Here is a 7,396-nt window from a genome sequence, read left to right as displayed (position 1 = left end):
GGACGGTGCCGTCAGTTGCGGACCCGTACCGTCGCCGGCGCCGTCGTCGCGCTGTGCAGGGCGTCGTCGGCGTAGCCGACCTCGTACGTCGCCTGGCCCGCCGCCCGGGGCAAAGGGGCGGGAAAAAAGCGGCCCCCGGAACCGTAAGGGGATTCCGGGGGCCGTACCGCGGTGGGCCGTTGACCCCACAGGTCAGGGCGGATGTCGAGAGACCCGGCCGCGGGGCGGGCGGGGGCGCACCCGCGCGGGGTGCGCCCGGGGGCCTCAGCCCAGGCGCTGGACCAGCGCGCGGTACTCGTCCCACAGTTCCTTCGGCGTGTGGTCACCGAAGGTGTTGAGGTGCTCGGGGACCAGCGCCGCCTCCTCGCGCCAGACCTCCTTGTCGACCGTGAGCAGGAAGTCCAGGTCGGAGTCGGAGAGGTCCAGGCCCGTGGTGTCCAGGGCGTCCTTGGCGGGCAGGACGCCGATCGGCGTCTCGACGCCCTCGGCCCTGCCCTCCAGGCGCTCGACGATCCACTTCAGGACGCGGCTGTTCTCGCCGAAGCCCGGCCACACGAACTTGCCCGCGTCGTTCTTGCGGAACCAGTTCACGTAGTAGATCTTCGGGAGCTTCGACTGGTCCTGCTTGTCCGCGCCGACCTTGATCCAGTGGGCCATGTAGTCGCCCATGTTGTAGCCGCAGAACGGCAGCATGGCGAACGGGTCGCGGCGCAGCTCGCCGACCTTGCCCTCGGCGGCTGCGGTCTTCTCGGAGGCGACGTTGGCACCGAGGAAGACACCGTGCTGCCAGTTGAAGGACTCGGTGACCAGCGGTACGGCCGAGGCCCGGCGGCCACCGAAGAGGATGGCCGAGATCGGCACGCCCTTCGGGTCCTCCCACTCGGGCGCGATGATCGGGCACTGGCCGGCCGGGACGGTGAAGCGGGCGTTCGGGTGGGCGGCCGGCGTCTCGGACGCGGGCGTCCAGTCGTTGCCCTTCCAGTCGGTGAGGTGGGCCGGAGCGGTCTCCGTCATGCCCTCCCACCAGACGTCGCCGTCGTCGGTGAGCGCGACGTTGGTGAAGACGGAGTTGCCCCACATGGTCTTCATGGCGTTGGCGTTGGTGTGCTCGCCGGTGCCGGGCGCGACGCCGAAGAATCCGGCCTCGGGGTTGATCGCGTAGAGGCGGCCGTCCTCACCGAACCGCATCCAGGCGATGTCGTCGCCGATGGTCTCGACGGTCCAGCCGGGGACCGTGGGCTCCAGCATCGCGAGGTTGGTCTTGCCGCAGGCGCTCGGGAACGCGGCGGCGATGTACTTCGGGCCCTCGCCCTCGCCCTGCGGCGGCGTGAGCTTGAGGATCAGCATGTGCTCGGCGAGCCAGCCCTCGTCACGGGCCATGACGGAGGCGATACGCAGCGCGTAGCACTTCTTGCCGAGCAGGGCGTTGCCGCCGTAGCCGGAGCCGTACGACCAGATCTCGCGGTCCTCGGGGAAGTGCGAGATGTACTTGGTGCTGTTGCACGGCCACGGAACGTCTTCCTGGCCCTCTTCCAGGGGCGCGCCCAGGGTGTGGACGGCCTTGACGAAGAAGCCGTCGGAGCCGAGCTCGTCGAGGACGGCCTGCCCCATGCGGGTCATGGTGCGCATCGAGACGGCGACGTACGCGGAGTCGGTGATCTCTACGCCGATCGCGGAGAGCGGGGAGCCGACGGGGCCCATGCAGAAGGGCACGACGTACATGGTGCGACCACGCATGGAGCCGCGGAACACACCCTTCTCGCCGGTGAAGATGGCCCGCATCTCGGCGGGGGCCTTCCAGTGGTTCGTCGGACCGGCGTCCTCCTCCTTCTCGGAGCAGATGAACGTACGGTCCTCGACACGGGCGACGTCGCTCGGGTCGGACGCGGCGTAGTACGAGTTCGGGCGCTTGGTCTCGTCCAGTTTCGTGAACGTGCCCCTGGCCACGAGCTCCCCGCACAGGCGCTCGTACTCGGCCTCCGACCCGTCGCACCAGACCACCCGGTCCGGCTCGGTGATGGCTGCGATCTCGTTCACCCAGGAGATGAGCTCCTGGTGGTTGGTGGGGACAGTGAGGGGAGCCGCGATGTCGCGCGCCACGATCGCTCCTTGATGAGGGTGTCTGTTTGGTTGGCCCCGTGGGGGCTGCGACCCGGATGCTTCGACCCCACTGGCGCTCATCCGGTGCCGACCGCACTCATTTGATCATCCGGCCGATACGCCCATATGTCCAGGGGGCCGCACACGTGAGCATTACCACTCCCATCCGTTACCTACGGTTGCGTAGGTACGATGCGGGGATGACTGCTGCCGCCGCCGCGCCCGAGCCGACCGGGCTGGAATCAGCCGAGTCCGACACCGTCCCGGTGAAGCCGCGCCTGCGCGGCTGGCTGCACGCCGGGATGTTTCCCGCCGTGATCGTCGCGGGAATCGCGCTGATCGCGCTGACGGACAGCGTCCGCGGCCGGATCGCCTGCGGAATCTACGTCCTGACCGCGTGCCTGCTGTTCGGTGTGAGCGCGCTCTATCACCGCGGCACCTGGGGCCCGCGGGGCGAGGCGGTGCTGCGCCGGCTCGACCACGCCAATATCTTCCTGATCATCGCGGGCACCTACACCCCGTTGACCCTGCTCCTGCTCCCCGAGTCGACGGGGACGCCGCTCCTGTGGGCGGTCTGGGGGGCGGCGGCCGCGGGCATCGCCTTCCGGGTCTTCTGGGTCGGCGCCCCGCGCTGGCTCTACACGCCGTGCTACATAGCGATGGGCTGGGCAGCGGTCTTCTTCCTGCCGGACTTCATGCGCACCGGCGGGATCGCGGTGCTGGTGCTCGTCGTCGTCGGCGGGCTGCTGTACAGCGCGGGCGGTGTCATCTACGGCATCAAGCGCCCCAATCCGTCACCGCGCTGGTTCGGCTTCCACGAGGTCTTCCACTCGCTGACCCTGGCGGCCTTCGTCGTGCACTACGTCGGCATCTCGCTGGTGGCGTACAACCACCACTGAGCGCCTCCGCGGGAGGGTACGGACGAGGGTACGGACATGGCCCCGCACCCTTCCATGGCCGACAATGACGACCATGGCCGCAACCTCCCGTACCCCTTCCGTTTCCGCCCCCGGCGCGCAGCCCCGGCCGGGACTGCGCGAGCGGAAGAAGCTCCGGACGCGGATCGCGATCCGCCGGGCCACGTACCGGCTGATCGCCGAGCAGGGGTACGACGCGACGACGATCGAGCAGATAGCCGAGGCGGCCGAGGTGTCGCCGAGCACCGTCTTCCGGTACTTCGCGACCAAGGAGGACATCGTCCTCACCGACGAGTACGACCCGGTCATGGAAGCCGGGCTGCGCAACCGGCCGGCCGACGAACCTCCGCTGGATTCGATGCGGTTCATCATGACCGAGGCGCTGACGGCGTTCCTCGCGAGCGACGAGGAGGAGCTGCGGCAACGCACCCGGCTGATGGTGGAGGTCCCCGCCGTCCGGGCGCGGATGACGGAGACCCTGTCGGACACGGCGAAGGTACTGGCCCAGGCACTCGCGGACCGCAGCGGGCGCAGCCCCGCCGATCTGGAGATCCGGGTGTTCGTCGCGGCGGTGCTGGGGGCGCTGCGCGAGGCGACGCTGTACTGGGGCGAACACGGTCAGGAGGGCGACCTGATCGCCTTGATCCACCAGGCGCTGGACAGGCTCGAAGGCGGCCTGGCGCTGTGACCGGGACGCCTGCTGCGTAACACCGGGGCGTCGGCCACAGCCGTCGTGCGGCGGTGACCGTAGCCCCGGTACAGCTCCGCGCCCTCAGTCCTGCGACGGGCCCGATCCGAGGGTCCGCGCCAGCTCCCGCGGGTCCGTCGTCGGAGCGTCGCAGACGAAGTGCCGGCACACGTACGCCGTCGGCGCCCCGCCCACCATCGGCCGGTCCGCCAGCAGCGGGAACTCCGTCCCCGCCGTCTCCCCCGCCGCCACCACCGCGCCGGGCGCCCGCCCCAGCAGCGCCGTACGGTGCAGTTCACCGCCGACGGGCCCGGCGACCGCGACCTCGCGCGGCCCGTCGAGGAGCGCCTCGGCGACCGCCAGACCCCAGCCGATGAACCGGGGAACCCGCGGCCCGAGCGCCTTCACCACCCCCAACGCGCCCTCGGCGGCGGCGCGATGGGCCTGAGAGCCGGTGTGCGCGGCGTACGAGAGCAGCGCACCGGCCGCCGCCGTCCAGCCCGCCGGGGTCGCGCTGTCGGTGGGGTCCTGCGGGCGGCGGATCAGCTGCTCGGCGTCGTCCGCCGTGTCGTACAGCTGCCCGCCCTCACCGGTGAAGTGCTGGAGCACGATGTCGAGCAGGAAGCCGGCGAACTCCAGCCAGACCCCCTCGCCGGTGACGGCGGCCAGGGCGAGGAAGCCCTCCGCGACGTCGCCGTAGTCCTCCAGGACCCCGGCGTGCCCGCCGGACCGGCCGTCCTTCGAGGTCCGGTCCAGCCGGGCGACGTCGCCCATGTGGACCCGCACCAGCAGGTCCGCCGCCTCGGTGGCGCGCTCGATCAGGTCGGGCCGGCCGAAGTACGCCCCCGTCTCGGCGAGCGCGGCGATCGCCAGGCCGTTCCAGGCGGCGACCACCTTGTCGTCCCGCCCGGGACGCGGGCGCGGCTCGCGGGCGGCCAGCAGCCTGGCCCGGATGCCGGCGACCCGGTCGTCGTCCGCGTCGGTGCCGGCCCGCGCGAGCCGGAGGACCGAGGCACCCTCCTCGAAGGTGCCCTCCTCCGTCACATCGAAATACGCGGCGGCGAACGCCGCGTCCTGCTCGCCGAGGACCTCGCGCAGCTGCTCGGGCGTCCACACGTAGTACGCGCCCTCGACGTGCCGGCCGGTGCCGTCCTCGCTGTCGGCGTCGAGCGCGGAGGCGAAGCCGCCCTCCGCCGTACGCAGCTCGCGCACCATGAAGTCGGCGGTCTCCAGGGCGACCCGGCGGGCCTGTTCCGAGCCCGTCGTCCGCCACAGGTGGGCGTACACCCGGCAGAGCAGCGCGTTGTCGTAGAGCATCTTCTCGAAGTGCGGGATCAGGGGTCCGTCGGGCCGGCGCAGTACGTACCGGTGGAAGCCCCCGCCCACCTGGTCGAACAGGCTCGACCGCGCCATGGCCGCGCACAGCCCCTCGGCCATGTCGCGGGCTCCTTCGGACTCCGTCCGGGCCCAGTGCCGGAGCAGGAACTCGATGACCATGCTCGGCGGGAACCGGGTGTTGCCGGCGAACCAGCCGGACGCGGGGTCGTACTCGCGGGTGAGGCCGAGCAGTGCCTGGGCGAGTTCCGCTTCGCCGGGGAGTCCGGCCTTCGTGTAGTCCAGCTGCCGGCCGGCCAGATCCCGCACGATCTTCTGCGCCACCTCGGCCACCTCGTCGGGCCGCCCGTCCCAGGCCGCCCGTACGCCCTCCAGAACCTGCATGAAGGACGGCGACCCGTGGCGCGGCTCGGGCGGGAAGTACGTACCGAAGTAGAACGGCTGACCGGCCGGGGTCATGAAGACCGACATCGGCCAACCGCCCTGGCCGGTCGCCGCCTGGAGGGCCTCCATGTAGACGGCGTCGATGTCGGGCCGCTCCTCGCGGTCCACCTTCACGGACACGAAGTGCTCGTTCATGAAGGCCGCCGTCTCCTCGTCCTCGAAGCTCTCGTGGGCGAGGACGTGGCACCAGTGGCAGGAGCTGTACCCCACGCTCAGGAACACGGGCACGTCACGCCGGCGCGCCTCCTCGAAGGCCCCGCCCGACCAGGGCCACCAATCGACGGGGTTGTCGGCGTGCTGGAGCAGGTAGGGGGACGTCTCATGGGCCAGTCGGTTCTGCATACGTCCATCCTTGCCCACCCCTCCGCCAGGTGCAGCAGACACAGCGTCGAGGACTGCGGCGCACGCGCCGGCTCCCGCCTATGTCCGTTCCTGGGGGTGCGATCCGGGTTCGATCGCCGCTCTCGTACAACCCTCCGGTGACAACGTGAGTCTCCTGGAGGAACACGCGTTCCCTCGCAGTTCAACCGTTCGTAGCAGCCGCTTCACGCAGAGGATTCCATGCGTCTCACTTCTCCCGGCCACCGCGCCCTCCGTCAGACCGCCGGTGCCGTCGGCGCCGTGGCCCTAATGGTGCTGGGTGCCGCGCCCTCCGTCGCCGCAGACTCGGACCCAGGACTGGTGCTGGGCAAGATCGCCCCGATCGACGTGAAGCCCGGCAGCGAGTTCAGCGTGCCGGTCTCCTTCACCAACACGGGCACCGCAGCACTCGACAAGGTCTGGATGGCGTTCGGCCTCTCGCACGGCCTCAGTTATACCGAGGTGCCCTCCAACTGCAAGATCAAGCAGACCGGTGGCGCCGACGAGACGCCGAGCGCCTTGGGCATGTACTGCGAGTTCGACCAGACGGTGAAACCCGGTGTCGTCTACGCGCCTGAAAAGACGGTGACCCTGAAGGCGCGCGACTCCGCCATGGACGACCAGCTGGGGGTGCAGGTCAGCAGCCGCAGAATCGAAATGGGTACGGGCGAAGAGGGGGACTATTCGGAACCAGGCACCGCGCCCGCGGTGAAGCTGGTCGAGCGGCCCGACGCCACCCCTGCCGCCCCGGGCTCCGCCGAGCACGGCGGCTGGGATATGAAGAGTGCGAAGGTGACCGCCAAGAACACGGCCGACTTCCAGCTGACGGGCGCCCAGCTGAAGGGCAAGGTCGGCGACACGGTCCCGCTGGCGGTGAAGTTCACCAACGCCGGACCCGGCTGGGTGCCGGGGGAGCCCGAGGTCTCGGCGGCCTACGTCCGCATCAAGATGCCCGCCGGTACGTCGGTCGTAAAGGCCCACGGGTTCTGCCACAGTGTGGGGTCGGGGACGTACGAGTGCGGCACCGGCAACTATTGGATCTACGAGAACGGCGGGGAGACCTACGACTTCAAGCTGAAGATCGACAAGGCGGTGCCGGGGGCCAAGGGCTCGGCGGCGTTCGTGAAGAAGCCCCGGCCCTTCGACCCGGTCAAGTCGAACGACACCGCGGCCATCCTGCTCGACGTCGAAGGTGACGGCGCCACGGGCGGCAGCAGCTCGACGCCCACCCCCAGCTCCAGCTCCGGCTCCGGCTCCGGTGACGGCGTCACGGGCGGCAGCAGCTCGACGCCCACCCCCGAAGGCTCCGGGACGCCCTCCACCGGCGGTTCCGGCTCGACGTCCGGCTCCGGCAGCTCCACCACGGGCACCTCGGGCTCCTCCTCCACCGGCGGTGACCTGGCGAACACCGGCTCCGGTTCGGCCCTGCCCCTCATGGCCGCCGCTGCCGGGACCGTGCTCCTCGGCGCGGGCGCCGTCCTGGTGGCACGCCGACGCGCCGCCCGGCAGCAGTAACAGCGCCGACTCGGACGGGGCGGGCGCAAGCCCGCCC

At 70.8% G+C, this 7,396-nt stretch carries 5 protein-coding genes; 3 read left to right on the top strand and 2 right to left on the bottom strand.

Annotation, left to right across the window (positions count from 1 at the left end; genetic code table 11):
- Positions 1 to 264: 264 nt before the first annotated feature.
- On the bottom strand, positions 265 to 2,100 hold the full coding sequence (locus tag ACFU8Q_RS36940) for a phosphoenolpyruvate carboxykinase (GTP) (RefSeq protein ID WP_384463166.1): 1,836 nt from the start codon (positions 2,098 to 2,100) through the stop codon (positions 265 to 267).
- A gap of 200 nt (positions 2,101 to 2,300) precedes the next feature.
- Here ACFU8Q_RS36940 and ACFU8Q_RS36935 point away from each other — a divergent pair, with 200 nt between their 5' ends.
- The gene (locus ACFU8Q_RS36935; RefSeq protein ID WP_384463163.1) at positions 2,301 to 2,999 is read left to right on the top strand and encodes a hemolysin III family protein; all 699 of its coding nucleotides are present in this window, start codon (positions 2,301 to 2,303) and stop codon (positions 2,997 to 2,999) included.
- A gap of 73 nt (positions 3,000 to 3,072) precedes the next feature.
- The gene (locus tag ACFU8Q_RS36930; RefSeq protein ID WP_384463160.1) at positions 3,073 to 3,705 is read left to right on the top strand and encodes a TetR/AcrR family transcriptional regulator; all 633 of its coding nucleotides are present in this window, start codon (positions 3,073 to 3,075) and stop codon (positions 3,703 to 3,705) included.
- Positions 3,706 to 3,789: 84 nt separating this feature from the next.
- On the opposite strand, the gene ACFU8Q_RS36925 is transcribed toward ACFU8Q_RS36930, so the two are convergent.
- A complete protein-coding gene (locus ACFU8Q_RS36925) occupies positions 3,790 to 5,826 on the bottom strand; it encodes a thioredoxin domain-containing protein (RefSeq protein WP_384463157.1) in 2,037 nt (678 codons plus the stop codon).
- 219 nt (positions 5,827 to 6,045) lie between these two features.
- Here ACFU8Q_RS36925 and ACFU8Q_RS36920 point away from each other — a divergent pair, with 219 nt between their 5' ends.
- A complete protein-coding gene (locus tag ACFU8Q_RS36920) occupies positions 6,046 to 7,359 on the top strand; it encodes a hypothetical protein (RefSeq protein ID WP_384463154.1) in 1,314 nt (437 codons plus the stop codon).
- The last annotated feature ends 37 nt before the right edge of the window (positions 7,360 to 7,396 follow it).

It is taken from the genome of Streptomyces sp. NPDC057543, assembly GCF_042801895.1.
GTDB lineage: Bacteria > Actinomycetota > Actinomycetes > Streptomycetales > Streptomycetaceae > Streptomyces.
This window is presented reverse-complemented; position numbering and strand designations above follow the sequence as displayed.

What these genes read in the sequence shown, in the direction of transcription:
- ACFU8Q_RS36935 (WP_384463163.1), top strand. Translation starts at nt 2,301, where the DNA reads ATGACTGCTGCCGCCGCCGCGCCCGAGCCGACCGGGCTGGAATCAGCC.
- ACFU8Q_RS36930 (WP_384463160.1), top strand. Translation starts at nt 3,073, where the DNA reads ATGGCCGCAACCTCCCGTACCCCTTCCGTTTCCGCCCCCGGCGCGCAG.
- ACFU8Q_RS36925 (WP_384463157.1), bottom strand. Translation starts at nt 5,826, where the DNA reads ATGCAGAACCGACTGGCCCATGAGACGTCCCCCTACCTGCTCCAGCAC.
- ACFU8Q_RS36920 (WP_384463154.1), top strand. Translation starts at nt 6,046, where the DNA reads ATGCGTCTCACTTCTCCCGGCCACCGCGCCCTCCGTCAGACCGCCGGT.